General features: G+C 70.6%; 14 protein-coding genes. 10 read left to right on the top strand and 4 right to left on the bottom strand.

The window, feature by feature from the left end:
- Window positions 1-10: 10 nt before the first annotated feature.
- A complete protein-coding gene (locus tag ACZ63D_RS39515) occupies window positions 11-340 on the bottom strand; it encodes an MGMT family protein (protein ID WP_465359444.1) in 330 nt (109 codons plus the stop codon).
- Window positions 341-456: 116 nt separating this feature from the next.
- Here ACZ63D_RS39515 and ACZ63D_RS39510 point away from each other — a divergent pair, with 116 nt between their 5' ends.
- Entirely contained in the window at window positions 457-3630 is a 3174-nt protein-coding gene (locus tag ACZ63D_RS39510; protein ID WP_465359503.1) for an ATP-dependent helicase, read from the top strand.
- The gene (locus ACZ63D_RS39505) at window positions 3627-7007 is read left to right on the top strand and encodes an ATP-dependent helicase (RefSeq protein WP_465359443.1); all 3381 of its coding nucleotides are present in this window, start codon (window positions 3627-3629) and stop codon (window positions 7005-7007) included. The genes ACZ63D_RS39510 and ACZ63D_RS39505 overlap by 4 nt, the downstream gene beginning before the upstream one ends.
- Before the next feature lie 2 nt (window positions 7008-7009).
- Here the strand turns inward: ACZ63D_RS39505 and ACZ63D_RS39500 are convergent, their stop codons facing one another.
- The gene (locus ACZ63D_RS39500) at window positions 7010-7393 is read right to left on the bottom strand and encodes a DoxX family protein (protein WP_465359442.1); all 384 of its coding nucleotides are present in this window, start codon (window positions 7391-7393) and stop codon (window positions 7010-7012) included.
- A gap of 106 nt (window positions 7394-7499) precedes the next feature.
- Here ACZ63D_RS39500 and ACZ63D_RS39495 point away from each other — a divergent pair, with 106 nt between their 5' ends.
- Together ACZ63D_RS39495 and ACZ63D_RS39490 are read left to right on the top strand one after the other, a co-directional pair.
- A complete protein-coding gene (locus ACZ63D_RS39495) occupies window positions 7500-8582 on the top strand; it encodes a potassium channel family protein (RefSeq protein ID WP_465359441.1) in 1083 nt (360 codons plus the stop codon).
- 189 nt (window positions 8583-8771) lie between these two features.
- The gene (locus ACZ63D_RS39490; RefSeq protein ID WP_465359440.1) at window positions 8772-9242 is read left to right on the top strand and encodes a hypothetical protein; all 471 of its coding nucleotides are present in this window, start codon (window positions 8772-8774) and stop codon (window positions 9240-9242) included.
- A 27-nt stretch (window positions 9243-9269) separates the two neighbouring features.
- On the opposite strand, the gene ACZ63D_RS39485 is transcribed toward ACZ63D_RS39490, so the two are convergent.
- Window positions 9270-10454, bottom strand: coding sequence for a neutral zinc metallopeptidase (locus ACZ63D_RS39485; RefSeq protein WP_465359439.1), 1185 nt, complete (start codon window positions 10452-10454; stop codon window positions 9270-9272).
- Between the two features lie 198 nt (window positions 10455-10652).
- On the opposite strand from ACZ63D_RS39485, the gene ACZ63D_RS39480 reads away from it, so the two are divergent.
- The 5 genes from ACZ63D_RS39480 to ACZ63D_RS39460 are packed head-to-tail and all read left to right on the top strand — an operon-like array spanning window position 10653 to window position 16022.
- Window positions 10653-12014 carry a hypothetical protein gene (locus ACZ63D_RS39480; RefSeq protein WP_465359438.1) on the top strand — a complete coding sequence of 454 codons (1362 nt, stop codon included), beginning with the start codon at window positions 10653-10655 and terminating at the stop codon, window positions 12012-12014.
- The gene (locus ACZ63D_RS39475) at window positions 12008-12643 is read left to right on the top strand and encodes a DUF4129 domain-containing protein (protein WP_465359437.1); all 636 of its coding nucleotides are present in this window, start codon (window positions 12008-12010) and stop codon (window positions 12641-12643) included. Before ACZ63D_RS39480 ends, ACZ63D_RS39475 begins: the two co-directional genes overlap by 7 nt.
- On the top strand, window positions 12640-13779 hold the full coding sequence (locus tag ACZ63D_RS39470; RefSeq protein ID WP_465359436.1) for a DUF4350 domain-containing protein: 1140 nt from the start codon (window positions 12640-12642) through the stop codon (window positions 13777-13779). The genes ACZ63D_RS39475 and ACZ63D_RS39470 overlap by 4 nt, the downstream gene beginning before the upstream one ends.
- A gap of 11 nt (window positions 13780-13790) precedes the next feature.
- Entirely contained in the window at window positions 13791-14741 is a 951-nt protein-coding gene (locus tag ACZ63D_RS39465) for an AAA family ATPase (RefSeq protein ID WP_465359502.1), read from the top strand.
- On the top strand, window positions 14742-16022 hold the full coding sequence (locus tag ACZ63D_RS39460; protein WP_465359435.1) for a DUF58 domain-containing protein: 1281 nt from the start codon (window positions 14742-14744) through the stop codon (window positions 16020-16022).
- Here ACZ63D_RS39460 and ACZ63D_RS39455 read toward each other — a convergent pair.
- Window positions 16019-17023 carry a stage II sporulation protein M gene (locus tag ACZ63D_RS39455; protein ID WP_465359434.1) on the bottom strand — a complete coding sequence of 335 codons (1005 nt, stop codon included), beginning with the start codon at window positions 17021-17023 and terminating at the stop codon, window positions 16019-16021. The genes ACZ63D_RS39460 and ACZ63D_RS39455 overlap by 4 nt on opposite strands.
- A gap of 56 nt (window positions 17024-17079) precedes the next feature.
- Between ACZ63D_RS39455 and ACZ63D_RS39450 the strand changes: the two genes are divergently transcribed.
- A complete protein-coding gene (locus ACZ63D_RS39450) occupies window positions 17080-17943 on the top strand; it encodes an RDD family protein (protein ID WP_465359433.1) in 864 nt (287 codons plus the stop codon).
- The last annotated feature ends 4 nt before the right edge of the window (window positions 17944-17947 follow it).

Here is a 17947-nt window from a genome sequence, read left to right as displayed (position 1 = left end):
GGAAGCCGAGCTAGAACAACCCGGGCGGCTCGTCCTCGCCGGGCTCGTCCCCGTTCGGGCGCCAGCGGTACTTCCGCAGGTCCACCTTGTCGCCGTCCGCCAGCACGCCCTCGGCGCGCAGCCGCTCCAGCTGGTCGTGCAGCAGATGCGGCGCGGGGGTGCCGTTCGCGCGCAGGACGCGGTGCCAGGGCAGGTCGTTGCCGTCCTCGGCGAGGACGCGGCCGACCAGGCGCGGGGAGGGGGCACCGGAGAGCGCTGCGATGTCGCCGTACGTCGCGACTGTCCCCGTCGGTACGTCGGAGATGACTGCGCGTATCCGTTCGTGCAGTTCGTCGTTCATGACCCAGCAGAGGATAGTCCTGCCGAGGGGTGTGCCGGTGCGCCACCCGGGTGAGCGGGCATGGTTCCATCGCTGATGTGCACGTGCGGAGAGCAGGGAACGGGCAGGCGCGGCTGGTGCGCCCGCCGGTCCCCGCCGCACCCACGTTCGCCTGGGACGAGGACGCCCGCAGGCTGCTGTCGGCTCCCGCCGGGTTCCGCCGGGTGCTCGGCGGGCCAGGCACGGGCAAGACGGCGTTGCTCGCCACCGCCGCCGCGCGCCGGATCTCGGAGGGGGCGGATCCGGAGAGCGTGCTGCTGCTCACGACGTCCCGCCGGGCGGCGGACGCGTTGCGGGCCGACCTCACCCGGAGGCTCACGTCGGACCCGGATCAGGAGTCCCCGCTGCCGCGCACGGTGAGCGAACCGCTGGTGCGCACAGTGCATTCGTACGCGTTTTCGTTGCTGCGCCTGGAAGCTCGCGCCGAGGAACTGCCGCCGCCGCGGTTGCTGGCCGGGGCCGAGCAGGACGTCGTCGTGCGCGAGCTGCTCGAGGGCGACCTGGAGGAAGGCGCGACCGGGTGGCCGGAGCAGCTGCGTCCGGCGCTGACCGTGCCCGGGTTCGCCGAGGAATTGCGCGACCTGCTGATGCGGGCGGCCGAGCGCGGGCTCGGGCCGGAAGACCTGACCGAGCTCGGGCATCGCCAGGATCGCGAGGAATGGGTCGCCGCGGGCCAGTTCTGGGCGCAGTACGAGGAAGTCACCCAGCTGCAGGGTGCCGGCGGCAACGCGCTCGGCCTGCCCGCCGCGCCCGCGCTCGACGCCGCCGAGCTGGTGACGTCGGCGCTGCTCGCACTGGAGGACGACGAGGAGCTGCGCGAACGCGAGCGAGGCCGGGTCCGGCACTTGTTCGTGGACGACGCGCACCACCTGGATCCGTTGCAGGTGCAGCTGATCCGCACGATCGGGCACACCGCCGAGGAATTCGTGGTGGCCGGCGATCCGGACCAGTCGGTGTTTTCCTTCCGCGGCGCGGACCCGAAGCTGTTCGCCGATTCCGACAACGACGGCGACCGGACGGTCATGCTGACCACCTCGCATCGGCTCGCGCCGACGGTCCGGGCGGCGGTCGCGAAGCTCGGCGCGACCTTGCCGGGTGCGTCTCCGCATCGGAAGCTGGTTACCCCGCAAGGGAAACGCGGCGGCAAAGTACGGGTGCGGCTGATGCCGACACCGGCGGCGGAGGCCAGCTGGATCGCGGACCAGTTGCGTCGCGCCCATCTTGTCGACGGCGTTCCGTGGTCGGAGATGGCGGTGCTGGTGCGGTCTCCGGCGCGGACTTTCCTGGTGCTGCAGCGTGCTTTGCGGGCGGCGGGAGTGCCGATCGGGTCGGCCACTGAGGAATTGCCGCTGGCGAAACATTCCGCGGTACGGCCGTTGCTGGCGGTGCTGCGGATCGCGGCGGAGCCGGACTTGCTGGACGTCGACATCGCGGAAATGCTGCTGTCCTCGTCGCTCGGCGGGGCCGACCCCTTGGCGTTGCGGCGGTTGCGGCGCGGTCTTCGTCGGCTCGAACTGGCTGGCGGCGGGCAGCGGTCGAGTGACGAACTGCTGGTGGAAGCGTTGCGCGGCGGCGACATTCTCGTCGGTCTCGCGGACAACGAGTCGTTGCCGGTCCGTCGCGTCAGCGAACTGCTGAGAATCACGCACCAGGCGGTGACTCGCGGCGAAGGCGTCGAGCAGGTGTTGTGGGAGCTGTGGCAGGCGAGCGGGCTGCAGGAACGGTTGCTGCGCTTGGTGGATCGCGGTGGCTCGCTCGGTGCGCAGGCCGATCGGGACCTGGACGCTGTGGTGGCGTTGTTCGACTCGGCGGGCCGGTATGCCGACCGGTTGCCCAAGGCGAGTGTCGCGGCGTTTGCGGATTACCTTTCGTCGCAGAACATCGCGGGGGACACGCTCGCTCCGGCCGCGATTCCGGGTGAAGGGGTTTCGCTGCTTACCGCGCACGCGTCGGCGGGTCGCGAGTGGACAGTCGTCGCGGTCGCCGGGGTGCAGGAGGGCGCGTGGCCGGACATGCGGCTGCGTGGTTCGTTGCTGGGGGTCGAGCGGCTCGTCGACTTGCTGTCCGGAGTGGACGAACACGACAAGGTGTCCGCCATCGCGCCGATCCTCGCGGAAGAGAGGCGGCTGTTCTACCTGGCGGCCAGCCGGGCGCGACGGACGCTGCTGGTGACCGCGGTGGCTGGAGAAGACGAGCAGCCGTCCCGCTTCCTCGACGACCTCGAGGAAAATGGTGCCGACGACGGCATGCTCGATTCGCGGATGAAGCCGCCGGGCCGGTCGCTCGTGCTGGCGGAATTGGTCGGCGAGCTGCGTGAGGTCGTGTGCGACGACAAGGCGGAGCCGGAACGCCGGAAGCGGGCGGCGAAGCAGCTCGCCCGGCTGGCCGCGGCGGGGGTTCCGGGGGCGCATCCAGACACCTGGTACGGGTTGATGGAAGCGTCCACCGAGGATCCGGTGCACGGGCCCGGCGACCTGATGCGGATCTCGCCGTCCACTGTGGAAATTCTGGTGAAGTGCCCGCTGCGCTGGCTGATCGAACGGCATGGCGGCAGCGATCCGGCGCAGCTGGCCGCGGTCACCGGAACTCTGGTGCACGGCCTGGCGCAGGCGATCGCCGGGGGCAGCACCGAGGAGCAGATCCAGGCCGCGCTGGACGAAGCGTGGGTGCGCGTGGACGCGGGTGCGCCGTGGTTTTCCCGGCGTGAGCGGTCCCGGGTGGAGCAAATGCTGCGCAACTTCGTTTCATGGCTGGAAAAGTCGCGGCAAGAGCTGATCGAGGCCGGGGTCGAGCAGGACATCGAGGTCGAGTTGCCGATGGGCGACGAAGAGGTGCGCGTGCTGCTGCGCGGGCGCGTCGACCGGGTCGAGATGGACAAGGACGGCCGCCCGGTGATCGTGGACATCAAGACCGGCAAGGTCCCGGTGTCCGGTGCGGACGCGGAGAAGCATCCGCAGCTCGCGGCGTACCAGCTGGCGGTGCTGCTGGGCGCGGTCGAAGGCAAGAACACGCCCGGCGGCGCGAAGCTCGTGTATGTCGCGAAGGGGAACAACAAAACAGGTGCCACGCAACGGGACCAGCCGCCGATGGACGAGAACAGCGGGCGCGAATGGCTGGAACTCGTGCGGTCGGCCGCTGCTGCCGCGGTCGGTCCGGACTACCAAGCGCACGAGAACGCTGACTGCGACCGGTGCCCGGCGCGCGGGTGCTGCCCGCTGCGTCCGGAAGGGCGTCAGGTGACCGGACCGTGAGCCCGGTGGTTATCGCCAACCCCGTCGGACCCGCGGAAATCGCCGATGCCCTGGGGTTGCACCGTCCGACACCCGAGCAAGCGACCGTGATCGCGTCGCCGGTCGAACCTTCGCTGGTCGTCGCGGGTGCGGGCGCGGGCAAGACCGAAACCATGGCCGCGCGCGTGGTCTGGCTGGTGGCCAACGGAATCGTGAGTCCGGAGCGGGTGCTCGGCCTGACCTTCACCCGGAAAGCCGCGCGTCAGCTCGGGGAGCGAGTGCGGGCTCGGTTGCGACGGCTCGCCGGTTCGGGACTGCTGGAGCGGATTGATCCGTCGGGTGCGTTGCGGGCCACTGTGGTCGCGGGCGAGCCGACGGTGCTGACTTATCACGCGTATGCCGGGCGTTTGTTGTCGGAGCACGGTTTGCGGCTTCCGGTACAGCCTGGCGTACGGTTGCTGTCGGAGACTTCCTCATGGCAGCTGGCACATCGGGTAGTGTCCACTTGGGACAATGACCTGGACACCGACCGGGTGCCGCCGACGGTCACCGCGCAGCTGCTCGCGCTCGCCGGTGAGCTTGGCGAGCATCTGATTTCGACAGAGAAGCTCGCGCAGTACACCGAGTGGTTGTGCGAGGTCATCGAAAACGCTCCGCGCGCTAAAGGGCAGCGTGCGTCGCTGCCGGTGAAACTACAGGAAGTGCTGGCGGCTCAACGGTTCCGGCTCGCCTTGCTGCCATTGGTCGAGGATTACCACCGGCGTAAACGGGCGGAAGGTGCGCTCGACTTCGCGGACCAGATGTCCCTCGCCGCGCAGCTCGCGGACGGGTATCCGGCAGTGGTCGCGGGGGAGCGCGAACGTTACGGCGCCGTGCTGCTGGACGAGTACCAGGACACCGGGCACGCGCAACGAGTGTTGCTGCGGTCGTTGTTCGGTGGCGTGGAGCATCCACCGATGCCGGTGACTGCGGTCGGTGACCCGGCGCAGGCGATCTACGGTTGGCGCGGCGCGAGCGCGGCGAACCTTCCCCGATTCACCACGGACTTTCCCCGGCGTGGTGCGGAACGGCTCGAAACCGCGCACGAATTCGGGCTGCTCACCAGTTTCCGCAACCCGCCGGAAATCCTGGAACTGGCCAACGCGATCTCGGAACCGCTGCGGCAGCGCGGACTCGGTGTTGAACGGCTGCGGGCGCGGGACGGGGCCGGTCCGGCGGACATCGCGGTCGCGTTGCTGCCGGACGTGCGCGCGGAACGCGAGTGGGTCGCCGACGCGATGGCACAGCGTTGGCATGCGCAGAAAGAGGAATCCGGAAAGCCGCCGACCGCGGCGGTGCTGGTGCGTCGACGCGCGGACATGGCTCCGATCGCGGCGGAAATGCGGATGCGCGGGCTGCCGGTGGAAGTCGTGGGTCTCGGCGGGCTGCTGGACGAACCGGAGGTCGCCGACCTCGTGTCCACACTGCGGGTGCTCGCCGATCCGCTGGCCGGCAGCGCGGCCGCCCGATTGCTGACCGGTGCGCGCTGGCGGATCGCGGCGGCGGACGTCGCGGCGTTGTGGCGGCGAGCCAACGAGCTCACCTCGCCGGAGCCGCGCGCGAAGGAGGGCGAGGAACCAGAACTGGTCGCCGAACGCGCGGAACAGGCCGGGCTGATGGACGCTGTCGACGACCCCGGCGCGCCCGAGCGTTATTCCGCCGAGGGGTACCGGCGAATTCGCCGACTGGGCGCGGAATTGACCGCGTTGCGGCGCCGGCTGGACCAGTCGTTGCCGGAATTGGTGGCGGACGTCGAACGGACGATGCTGCTGGACGTCGAATCGTTGGCCCGGCCTGGATCGGCGGGCCGCGCGCATTTGGACGCGTTCGCCGAAGTCGTCACGGATTACGCGGAGACCGCGCCGACCGCGACTCTCTTGTCCTTTGTGGACTACCTGAACACCGCGGCGCACGCGGAAGACGGCCTCACGCCGGGCGAGGTGCAGGTGGTTCCGGATCGGGTGCAGGTGCTCACCGTGCACTCCGCCAAGGGGCTGGAGTGGGAAGTGGTGGCTGTCCCGCACTTGGTCGCCGAAGTGTTCCCGGGCAAGCGCCGTTCGTCCTCGTGGCTGCGTACTTCCACCGCGTTGCCCGCGCATTTGCGTGGTGACGCGGCGGATCTCCCGAAGCTGCGGATCGCGGAAGGCTATGACCGCAAAGAAGTGCAGGAAGCGCTGGAACTGCACGAGGAAGGATTCGTCGCGCGTGAAGCCGACGAGGAGCGACGGCTGTGTTACGTCGCGCTGACCCGCTCCGAGCGCGCGCTGCTCGTTTCCGGGCATTGGTGGAACGAAAGCAGTACGCGCGCTAAAGGCCCGTCTATCTTTCTGTCCGAGATCGCCGAGGTGATGCACGAGGCCGATCCGCCGCTGGGCGTAGTGGACGCCTGGGCGGGCGAACCAGCCGAGGACGACGAAAACCCGCTGGTCGCGGACTCGCGGACAGGGCAGTGGCCGGTGGACCCCCTGGGCGACCGGCGGTCCGGCGTGGCCACCGGCGTGGAGCTGCTGCTCGCGGAAATGGCCGCGCTCAAGGAAGAGCCCGAGCCGGAGCCGGAAACTGAGCCGCTCCCGGCGGCTGACGACGACGAAATCCCGCTGCCGCCAGAACCCGAAGACGAAGACGACTACCTGCCGGACGACGAGTACTTCGAGGACGACGAGGACGTCATCGATCCGGAAGACCCGGACGGCTGGGCCGCCGACACCGACGTCCTTCTCGCCGAACGCGCCCGCTCACAGTCCACTGTGGATCGTGTCGCGCTACCGGCGCAGCTGAGCGTGAGCCAGCTGGTCGACCTGGCGTCCGACGCGGATGCTCTGGCGCAACGTCTGCGTCGCCCGCTTCCATTGCCGCCTAACACCTTCGCTCGTCGAGGCACCGCGTTCCACAGCTGGCTGGAGCAACGCTTTTCCGGTGACCGGCTGCTGGAGATCGACGACCTTCCCGGTGCGGCGGACGTCGGCGAGGCCCCGGACACCGATTTCGAGGCCCTGCAAGAAGCGTTCGAGAACAGCGAATGGGCGGACCGGGTGCCGGTGGCGGTGGAGGTGCCGTTCTCCGCGGACGTCGAAGGCATCACTCTGCGCGGCCGGATGGACGCCGTGTACGCGGATCCCGACGGCGGCTGGACCGTTGTGGACTGGAAAACCGGCTCCGTTCCGTCCGAGGAACGCTTGCCAGCCTTGGCGATTCAGCTCGGCGCGTACCGATTGGCGTGGGCCGCGCTCAAGAAAGTCCCAGTGGAACGGGTACGTGCGGCCTTCCACTATGTCCGACATGGACACACGCTGCGCCCGGCCGACCTCCTGGACGCGGAAGGCCTGCGCGCCTTGCTGCGCAACGTTCCGCAAGAGTGAAGCTAGGCCCGATCGCGCACCGTCAACGCCCAGCTCACCAACGGCCACTGCAGCGGCAACCGCAGCCAGGCCACCGCGCGATCCCGAGCCGGACGGCCGCGGCGCTGATAATCCAACGCCATTTTCACATTCCCGGGAAACACGCCGACAAAGAGCAGTGCCGCCGCCAGCCCGCCCAGCCGGCGCGTGCGCGGCAGCGCGATCCCGGCGGCCACCGACAGCTCGGCGACGCCCGAGGCGTACGTCCAAGTGCGCCGGTCACCGGGCAACTCCTTCGGGACCAGCGCGTCGAACTGCTTCGGCCGAGCGAAGTGCAGGACGCCCGCCCCGGCCAGGAGAGCTGCGAGAAGATGCGCCGGACGTTGCGACGCGCGAGGCTGCGACATGCGGCAAGCCTGCCACAGCAGGATCCTCGCGACGGGTGTGCGGGTGCTCCGATTGGGTTATCCTCCCCGCTGTGAGTGACGCCGAACGCCCGCGGGGAGCCGGTGCATGAAGGCCTTGAAACGGCTGCCCCTCAACGTCCGGTTGAACGACCGGCCCGACCACGAGCTCGTCGGCGTGATCCGGATGCCGGAGCTGACGGTCAGCCCGATGCGGTCGATCGTCAAGCGGATCATCGGCGCATTGCTGGCTCTGCTGGCCACGGTGCTGATCGTCTACCTCGACCGGGACGGCTACCGCGACGCGAACGGCGACGGCCTCTCGTTCCTCGACTCGCTCTACTACGCGACAGTTTCCCTTTCGACCACCGGCTACGGCGACATCGCCCCGGCCACCGCGTCCGCGCGGCTGGTGAACGTCATCGTGATCACGCCGCTGCGGGTGCTCTTCCTCATCGTCCTCGTCGGGACCACCCTGGAAGTGCTCACCGAGCGCTCCCGGCAGGCGTTCAAAATCCAGAAGTGGAGGACGAAGGTGCGTGACCACACCGTCGTCGTCGGTTTCGGCACGAAGGGCCGTTCGGCGGTCAACGCGCTGCTCGGCGACGAGGAGGTGCAGGCCAACCGCATCGTGGTCGTCGACACCGACCAGCAGGCGCTGGACGCGGCGAGCGCTCTCGGCCTGGTCACCGTGCACGGGTCGGCGACCAGGTCGGACGTCCTGCGCGTCGCGGGCGTGCAGCACGCGCGAGCCGTAGTGGTCGCGCCGAACCGCGACGACACCGCAGTGCTGGTCACCCTCACCGCGCGCGAGCTGGCCCCGAAGGCGCACATCGTGGCGTCGGTGCGCGAGGCCGAGAACGTCCACCTGCTCAAGCAGTCCGGGGCGAACCAGGTCGTGGTGTCGAGCGAGACCGCGGGACGGCTGCTCGGGATGGCGACGTCCAGCCCGCTCGTGGTGGACATGGTCGAGGACTTGCTGACGCCGGAGTCCGGCTTGGCGATCGCCGAGCGCAGCATCGAACCGAGCGAGGAAGGCGGATCGCCGCGGCATCTGGCGGACACGGTGCTCGGAGTGGTGCGCGACGGCATTCTCTACCGGGTGGACGCCCCGCAGGCGGACGCACTGGAGCCGGGGGACCGGCTGCTGTATGTCAAGAAAGTCACCCAGGTGGACAAGATCGAACGCTGAGTTTCCGGGTCGTGAGGGGAACCCTGGGGGAATCTGATTCCCTCAGGGTTCCCCTCACGGGCGTTTCCTGCTGTGAGCCGGGGGCCAGAGGTGAACGGCGCGTGAGGTCGCGGCCGCGCGCCGCGCCGGGGTCCCCCGTGCGCGGGCACCTCACTGGGTTTTGCCCCCGGCATCTGGAAGCATGGCGTCGTGCAGGTTTCCGACCCCCCGCATAAGAGCCCCGTCAAGCGCGGGCTGCAGGTGGGCATCCCGGTCGCGGTCGGGGTGCTCGTCGTGGTCTTGACGTGGCTCGCCGGCCCGGGGCTGCTCGGCATCCACCCGAAGTCCCCCGGCGCGCCCGTGGACGCCCAGATCACCAAGGCCGTCGACTGTTCCGTCCCCGGGGCGGCCGAATCGGTCTCGTTCCAGCTCGGCGGCAAACCGCGCCAGGGCACCCTCGACGGCTGCGGGCACGGCAAGAACGAGCACCTCCAAGTGCTGGTCCCGGACGACGCCCCGGCCGACGGCGTCGTCTCGGTCAGCATGCCGGACACCGCGGTGGGGGCACAGGACCTGCGCGCGCCGATCGCGCTGGCGCTGCTGGTGTTCGCCTGCTTCTGCGGCGGGATGTACGCCTACCTGGTGATCCGCGGTCCGGGCAAGCTGGCCCTGCTCAGCTGACCACTCCGGACGCAGTGCCGGAGCGGGTCAGCTGACGTCCGACGAGGACGCGGCGAAGGTGTTGCAGTCGGCAATCCGGTTGTCCTTCGCCCCGGCGCGCCACCACTGCGCGTAATGCGCGTTGGTGCCGTGGTCGTGGCTGCGGGAAGTGTTGTCGCCTCGGGTTTCCTGGTCGTTCCAGGCCTTGTTGTACATGTCGCGGGTGATCGTGCCGCCGCGGTCGACGTGCGCGCCCAGGAACATCCCGGAGAAGCACTGCGCCTGCAGTTCTTTGCGACGGGACATTTCGAGGCCCTCGGGGCTGTTCTGCCCGGCCGCGTAGATCTTCTGCCACGCGGCGTCCATGATCCCAGCGACTTCCTGCACGTGGTGGCCGTACTCGTGGGCGAACAACGCCAGGTAGACGCCGGGGTTGTTGCCGTACTGGTCGGTCTGCAGGCCCTTGAACGGGACGTACAGGTTGTTCTCGCAGTAGTACGCCGCGGTCGCGATGCCGACCTGGATGGTGCCGCATTCGGTGTCGAAGCTCGGCCCGGTGGGGAAGTGCAGCGCGGGCGGCGTGAACGGCAGGTTGTAGGACTCGAGGAACGGTCCCCAGGCCGCGTCGAGGCATTTGCTCGCGGCGGTGAAGAACGCTTCCGCGCCGTCCTGCGTGCTCGTCCACGGCGGCAGGTTGCAGACCAGGTTCTGCAGGCCGGCGTTGCGATCCTGCAGGATCGGGTGGTCGGCCAGCTGGAGGATCTTGTGCGGGCCCGCGCTGGTAGAGGTGCTCGGACTCTCCGACGAGCTGGTCGGGGCGCTCGACGCGGTGGACGAGCCGCTGGTGGGCGGCAGCTCGTAGCTGGAGGTCGGCGAGGGCGGCGCGGCCTGGTAGCCGGTGTTGCCGGAACCCGACCCGCGGTTCAGCGAAACGATCGCCACGACGCCCAGCGCCAGCACCGCGACCGCGCCGAGGCACAGCCCGACGATCAGCCCGGTCGGCTTGCGCGGAGGCACCGGATAGGACGGCGGCTGCTGCCACTGCGGACCCTGCGGCGGCGGACCCTGATACGGCGGCTGTTGTCCCTGGTAGGGCCCCTGCCCCGGCTGAGCCTGGTAGGGACCTTGCGCCTGGCCCGGGTACTGGCCCGGCGGCACCGGTCCTTGGCCCGGCACCGGCGGCGGTTGAACGGTCCCGCGTGGCGGCACCTGGCCGTAGGGCGGTTGCGTCATCAGGGCAGTCCCGGTGGGTCTCGGCGCGGGCCGGGCGTTCCCCGGCTTGCCGTTCAGCATATCGGGGGATGCCCGCTCCGCCGCAGCACTTCGCCGGACTGGCTTCCCGTCCGGACGTCCCCCCAGGTCTGGCCGGGTTCGGACGGCTCTGGAAGAGTGACGGCAGCAACCGCAGGGCCGTGCAGACGAGGGGCTCCGATGACAAACTCACCCGGTGCGCCCGGGCCGGGGGACGACACGCCTACGCCGAGCCGGGGCTTCGCCAGTCCCGATCCGGGCGCGTCCGCCGCCACCCCGCCAGCCACTCCACCAGCCACCCCGCCGCGGACCGGCGAAACGGACACTTCGTCCTCGCCGTCCGGCGCGAACGCCGGAAGTGCGCCGTCCGCTGGCGAAAACCCGGCTGGTTCGGCTTCGCCTTCGGACAGTGCGAACCCGGCTGGTTCGACGCCGCACTCCAGCGGCGAAACCCCCGCCGGAACCACTCCGCCGCAGCCGGGCGCGACCCCGCCCGCCGGGGAAACCCAGCACTCCGGCGTTTTCCCGCCGCCCGGAGGGACCCCGCCCCCGCCTCCCGCGGGCGGCCAGTGGCAATCTCCCGGCCAGCAACCGCTCCCGCAGTACCCCGGCGGCCCCGGCCAAGGCTGGAGCCCGAACGGACTGGGCAAACCGGGCGTGATCGCGCTGCGCCCGTTGAACCTCGGCGACATCCTCGACGGCGCGATCACCGCGATCCGCCGGTATCCGCTGCTGATCCTCGGGGTGGCCGCGATCGTCGCGGTGGTCTCGGCGGGGCTGAACCTCGCCGCGTCGCTGTGGCTGGTGCCCGATTTCAACCGGGTCACCCAGCTCGGCCCGGCCGCCACCCCGCAGCAGCAGCTCGACGCGGCCTACAGCCTGCTCGGCTCCGCGCTCACCGCGCTGCTTCCGGTGCTGGTGATCTCCATGCTGGCGCAGACTTTCCTCACCGGGTTTCTCACCGTGGTGATGGGCAAGGCGGTGCTCGGCCGTCCGGTCGACTTCGGTTCGGCGATGCGCGAGGCCGCGCCGCGCCTGCTGCCGCTGCTGGCGGTGACCGTGCTGTACACGCTGGCCACGATCGTCGCCGCGGCGTTCTGCCTGCTGCCCGCTGTGCTGCCGTACGTGTTCTGGTCGCTCGCCGGCCCCGCGCTGGTGCTGGAACGCGGCACCATCGGACAGGCGTTCTCCCGGTCGCGCCAGCTCGTGTCGGGCATGTTCTGGCGGGTGTTCGGGGTGCTGCTGCTGGCGGCCGTGATCGGCTGGCTGATCTCGGCGATCATCGGCATTCCGTTCAACCTCGGCTCGGGCGCGTTCAGCAGCTTGTTCGACCCGCAGGGGGGCGTGCCGAAGCTGACGACCGGCGGGCTGGTGCTGCAGTCGGTGGGCAAGGTGATCGCGGAGACGATCGTCATGCCGTTCACCGCGCTGGTCACCGTGGTGCTCTACATCGACCAGCGGATGCGCCGCGAGGGCATGGACATCGAACTGGCCAGGGCGGCGGGCATCCAGCCGCCGCAACCGCCGCGGCAGGCGTGGTGATCGGTTTTCTCGGCGACGTCCCGGTCGACATCGACCGGGACCCCGCCCGGCTGCGGGCGGTCGAGGAACTGACCGACCCGCGTTACGCGGCCGCGCAGCCGGGCTTTCTCGAGCGGGCCTCGCAGTGGCTCGGGCAGCGGATTTCCGAACTGTTCGACGCGTTGTCCGGGGTGCCCGGCGGCCCCTTCGGCCTGCTGCTCGTCCTGGCGCTGGTGATCGTGCTGATCGTGGTCGTGCGGCTGCGGGTGGGCAAGGTCGGCCGGTCGGCGAAAACGTCCGGCGAGGTGTTCAGCGGACGGCGGCGGACCGCGGACGAGTACCGGAAGGCCGCCGAGGACGCCGCCGCGCGCGGTGATTTCGCCGACGCGGTGCGAGAACGGTTCCGTGCGCTCGTGCGGGGGATGGAAGAACGCGCGCTGCTCGACGTCCGCTCCGGCCGGACCGCGGACGAAGCCGTCGCCGAAGCCGGGAGGTTCCTGCCGGATCTGGCGGTTGAGCTGACGGCTGCCGCACGGCAGTTCGACGACGTGCACTACGGCGGACGGCCGGGTACCGAAGCCGGTTACCGCACACTGTCCGAATTGGACGAACGGGTCCGGCGCGCGCGGCCCGTTTTGGCGGACGCATGAGCACAGCCGTTTCACCGGATCTGCGCCGGATCTGGCGTGGCGCCCGGGTTCCGCTGGCGATCCTCGTGCTGATCGTCCTCGTCGCGCTGGCCATCGTGCTCAGCCGCGGCAAGCAGACCAGCGGGGAATTCGACCCCGGTTCGTACGAGCCGCGCGGCAGCCACGCGCTCGCGCATTTGCTGGAGAAGCAAGGCGTGCAGATCCGCGCCGCGCATTCGCTCGCCGAGGCACGCGAGGCCGCCGACAGCGGAACCTTGCTGATCACCAACCCGCAGCTGGTGCCGTCGAACGGGGTGGCCGAGCTGCGCCGCCGGGTCTCGCACCTGGTTCTCGTCGCGCCCGGAGCGACTGCGCTGGGCATGGCCGCGCCGACTGTTTCGCCGGTGGGTGAGGGAGAGGTCCGTACGCTGCAACCGGGTTGCACGGTCGGTGCGGCGGTCAGCGCGGGTTCGGTCATGCTTGGCGGACGGCATTACCGCACGGACGACACGACGGCGCGAGCCTGTTACCGCGACGACGGCGAAGCGACCTTTGTGCAACTGGCCGACCGTACCGGCACGGTGACCGTGCTCGGCTCGGCGGAAGCGTTCACCAATGACCAGATCGCCAGGGAAGGCAACGCGGCGTTCGGCATGCTGCTGCTGGGCGATCACCGGCAGCTGGTCTGGTATGTACCGTCCACAGAGGACCCAGCGCTGGATGGCGAGAAGAAGCCGTTCGTCGACCTCATCCCGCCCGGCTGGCGCTACGGCGCACTGACCGCGGGTATCGCGATCGCGCTTTTCGCGTTGTGGCGCGCGCGGCGGCTCGGGCCGGTGGTGCGCGAACCGCTGCCGGTGGTGGTGCGGTCGGCGGAAACGGCGGAGGGCCGCGCCCGGCTGTACCGGCGGGGCGGCGCGAGCGGGCACGCGGCGGAAACCTTGCGCGAGGCGGCCCGGACGCGGCTGCGGAAGAGATTGGGATTGCCGCGCGACGCCGGCCCGCCCGCGGTGGTGGAGACGGTGAGCGCGCGGACCGGCCGGGCGCCGAACGAGGTCGGGGCGGTGCTGTACGGCCCGTCGCCGTCCGACGAGGCGGCGCTGGTGCGGCTGGCGGACGAACTGGACGCGGTGGAACGAGAGGTGGAGCGTTCTTGAGTACCGAACAGATGCAGGACGCGCGGGCGGCCCTGATCGCCTTGCGCGCCGAGGTCGGGAAGGCCGTGGTCGGCAACGACGCGGCGGTCACCGGGCTCATCCTCGCGTTGCTCTGCCGGGGGCATGTGCTGCTGGAAGGTGTTCCGGGCGTCGCGAAAACGTTGCTGGTGCGGGCGTTGGCGGCGTCGCTGGACCTCAAGACGACGCGCGTGCAGTTCACCCCGGACCTGATGCCGGGCGACGTCACCGGGTCCATTGTGTACGACGCGCACAGCGGCGAGTTCTCCTTCCGCGAGGGCCCGGTGTTCACGAATCTGCTGCTGGCCGACGAAATCAACCGGACGCCGCCGAAGACGCAGTCGTCGCTGCTGGAGGCGATGGAGGAACGGCAGGTGTCGATCGACGGCGTCTCGCGGCCGTTGCCGGATCCGTTCCTGGTGATCGCGACGCAGAACCCGGTCGAATACGAGGGCACGTACCCGTTGCCGGAGGCGCAGCTGGACCGGTTCCTGCTGAAGCTGACCATGCCGGCTCCTTCGCGCGGGGACGAAATCGGCATTCTTTGGCGGCACGCACAGGGTTTCGACCCGCGCGACCTCGCCGCCGCGGGGGTCCGCCCGGTCGCTGGCGCCGCGGAACTCGCCGCCGCGCGGGAGGCGGTCGCGAAGGTGACCCTCGGCCCGGAAGTGATCGGCTACGTCGTCGACCTCTGCCGCGCGACCCGGGAACTCCCGGCGGTGCGGATCGGCGTTTCTCCGCGTGGGGCAACGGCTTTGCTCGCCGTCACGCGCGCGTGGGCGTGGCTGTCGGGCCGGGATTACGCGACGCCGGACGACGTCAAGGCGCTCGCCCGTCCCGCGCTCCGGCACCGTCTCGACGTGCGGCCCGAAGCCGAACTCGAAGGCGTCACCTCGGACGGCGTCCTCGACCGGGTGCTGGCCTCCGTGCCGGTGCCGCGCTAAATGGCAGTCACCGGGCGGCTCGGACTGCTGGCGCTGCTGGGGGCGCTGGTGGTCGGGCTGCTGTTCCCGTCCGGCACCGGCGTCGCGGTCGTGGTCGCGGTGCTGCTGGTGCTGGTCGTCGTGGATCTCGTGCTGGCCGGGAGTGTGCGGGCGCTGCGGTTTTCGCGCAGTGGCACCACTTCCGTCCGGCTGGGGGAGCCCGCCGAGGTCACGCTGACCGTGACGAACCCCGGCGGCCGCACCGTCCGCGGCTCGCTGCGGGACGCCTGGCCGCCGAGCGCCGGTGCCGACGACCGGCACGCGTTGGTGGTTCCTTCCGGCGAGCGTCGTGCCTTGACGACCGCGCTGCTCCCGACCCGCCGCGGCGACCGGATCGCGGCCCGGGTGACCGTGCGTGCGGTCGGCCCGCTGGGATTGGCCGCGCGGCAGGGCTCGCATGAGGTGCTGTGGAAGGTTCGGGTGCTGCCGCCGTTCCACAGCCGCAAGCATCTGCCTTCTCGGCTGGCTCGGCTGCAGCAGCTAGACGGCCGCAACGCCGTGCTGATTCGGGGCCAGGGAACGGAATTCGACTCCCTGCGCGAGTACGTCATCGGCGATGACGTCCGGTCGATCGACTGGCGCGCGACGGCCCGCGCGGCGGACGTGATGGTGCGGACGTGGCGTCCGGAACGCGACCGGCAGGTGGTTTTGGTCCTGGACACTGGCCGGGTGTCGGCGGGGCGGGTCGGCGACGCACCGCGGCTGGACGCGGCGATGGACGCGGCGCTCTTGCTGGCCGCGCTGGCTTCCCGGGCGGGCGACCGGGTCGATCTGGTCGCTTACGACCGGCGTGTGCAGGCTTCGGTGCCGAACGCTTCAACGCCGTCTTTGGTGAACGCTCTAGCCACGATTGAACCGTCGCTGGTGGAGACCGACGCGCGGGGAATGGTGGCGGAAGTCCTGCGCCGAACGCGGCGGCGGGCTTTGGTGGTACTGCTGACCGGTCTGGAACCGGCCCCGTTGCAGGAGGGCCTTTTCCCAGTGCTGGGGTCGCTGACGGCTCGGCACGAGGTGCTGGTGGCTTCGGTGGCGGACCCGAGGGTGGCGGAGATGGCGGGCGCGCGGGGTTCCGCGGAGGCGGTTTACGACGCTGCCGCGGCGGAACGGGCGCTGGCGGATCGGGAGTCTTCGGTGGCGTGGCTGACCCGGCACGGGGTCGGGGTGGTGGACGCGGTGCCGGAGGAACTCCCACCCGCGCTCGCCGACCGCTACCTGGCCCTGAAAGCCGAAGGCCGCCTCTAGCCAGCCTCGGGAAGCGCGTCCCCGGCGGCCCGGCGGTCGACGTCGCCGGTCTCGCCGTCTCGGGCGGCTCGGCGTCCCAGCGTGAACACGTACGTCAGGAACAGCAGCTCCACCGCCGCCCCGATGCCGATCCGCAGCCACGTCGGCCAGCCGGACGGCGTCACGAACGCCTCGATCACGCCCGACACCAGGAGCACGCACGCCAGTCCCAGCGCGATCACCACTACCGAACGGCCTTGTTCGGCCAGCGCCGCACTCCGCGACCGGCGGCCTGGATCCACGACGGTCCAGCCGAGTTTCAGTCCGGTCCCCGCCGCGATGAACACCGCCGTCAGTTCCAGCAGGCCGTGCGGCAGCAGCAGGCCCAGCAGCACATCGCCGCGGCCAGCGGAGGACATCAGGCCGATCGCCATCCCGGCGTTCAGCGAGTTCAGCCACAGCGCGCCGATCACCGGCAAGCCGAGCGCGACGCCCAGGAACAGGCACGTCGCCGCCACCCAGGCGTTGTTCGTCCACACCTTCGCCGCGAACGACGCCGCTGGGCCGTTCGAGTAGTACGTCTCGTATTGGCCGCCGGGCGCGGTCATCGCCTTCAGCTCGTCCGGCGACACCAGCGACGCGCGCACCTGCGGGTCGCCCGCGATCCACACGCCGACCACTGCCATCACCGCGACCGACAGCAGCGCTGCGGGGATCCACCAGCGCCGGCTCAGGTACACCGCGGCCGGGAAGCGGTGGGTGAAGAAGAGCCCGACCTCGCGCCACGCCGGGTTGTGCGAGCCGGCGACCGCCGAACGGCCGCGCGCGACCAGTGCCGACAGCCTCGCCAACAGTGCCGGGTCGGGTGCGGTCGAGCGGAGCATCGACAGATGCGTCGCCGTGCGCTGATACAGCGTGACCAGCTCGTCCGCCTCCTGGCCGGTCAGCTTGCGCCGTCCGGCGAGCTCGCCGAGCCTGCTCCATTCGGCGCTGTGCGCCGCGACGAACACGTCGACGTCCACCGGCCACCTCCTCGACCGTCAGGATAGAGGCACCGGCGGCGCTCTACGCTGGCCTCGTGCAGGAAGAGTCCGATCTCGTCACCGGTGAGGCCGTCGTCCTCGACCTGCGGGTGGCGAAGCTCGCCAGCCGCGCGGTCGCGATGCTGCTCGACGTCCTCGTCCAGGCCGCGTTGCTGCTGCTCGTGTTCGTCGCGCTGACGCTGACCGCGGGGTCGTTCGACTCGGCGCTCACCGTCGCGCTGATGCTGACCATGTTCGTGCTGGTGGTGATCGGCTACCCGGTGCTGTTCGAAACGCTCAGCCGCGGCCGTTCGCTCGGGAAACTCGCGCTCGGCCTGCGCGTGGTGCGCCTCGACGGCGGCCCGATCAGCTTCCGGCACGCGCTGACCCGCGCGCTCGCCGGGTTCTTCGTCGACTTCTGGGCGCTCGGCTTCCTCGGCGCGGTGGCCGTCATCGTGTCGCTGACGTCGTCGAACGGCCGCCGCGTCGGCGACTACCTCGCGGGCACCCTGGTGATCCGCGAACGCGTGCCGCAGTCCGCGCAGGCGATTCTCGTCGTGCCGCCCGGTCTGGAGGCGTGGGCCGCGCACTTCGACCTCAGCGGACTCTCCAACGACCTCGCCATGGCCGCCCGCCAGTACCTCGGCCGCTACCACGAACTGCGTCCGGAAGCGGCCGCGTCGCTCGGCTTCGGCCTGGCGCAGCAGGTTTCGGCGGCGATCGGGGTGCCGCTGCCGCACGGGATGCCGCCGTGGGTCTTCCTCACCGCGGTGCTGGCCGAACGCCGCAACCGCGACCACGCCCGGATCGCGCCGATGCAGTACGGCCCGCCCGCGTACCCGCCGCCTGCCTACGCACCGCCGCCCGTTCCGCCTCCGGCACCGCCGAAGTCCGACAACCCCTTCACCCCGCCGAGCTGAGGTC

It is taken from the genome of Amycolatopsis sp. NPDC104775, from assembly GCF_055583325.1.
The sequence above is the reverse complement of the archived record's forward strand: the minus strand, read 5'-3'. Positions and strand labels throughout refer to the sequence as shown.